Genomic DNA, 272 nt, shown 5'->3' on the forward strand with positions numbered 1-272 from the left:
CCCGGCTCGCCGATCCTCTACTACGGCGACGAGATCGGCATGGGCGACAACATCTGGCTCGGCGACCGCGACGCCGTCCGCACCCCCATGCAGTGGACCCCCGACCGCAACGCGGGCTTCTCGCCCTGCGACCCCGGACGGCTCTACCTCCCCACGATCATGGACCCGGTCTACGGCTACCAGGTCACCAACGTGGAAGCCTCGATGTCGTCCCCGTCGAGCCTGCTGCACTGGACCCGCCGGATGATCGAGATCCGCAAGCAGAACCCCGC

1 pseudogene is annotated in these 272 nt (G+C 68.4%); it reads left to right on the forward strand.

Features of this window, described 5'->3' with window-relative positions:
• Positions 1 to 272, forward strand: a pseudogene (locus GTW40_RS11225) (trehalose synthase); the annotation flags it as partial.

This window comes from Streptomyces sp. SID4985 (assembly GCF_009863025.1).
Taxonomy (GTDB): domain Bacteria; phylum Actinomycetota; class Actinomycetes; order Streptomycetales; family Streptomycetaceae; genus Streptomyces.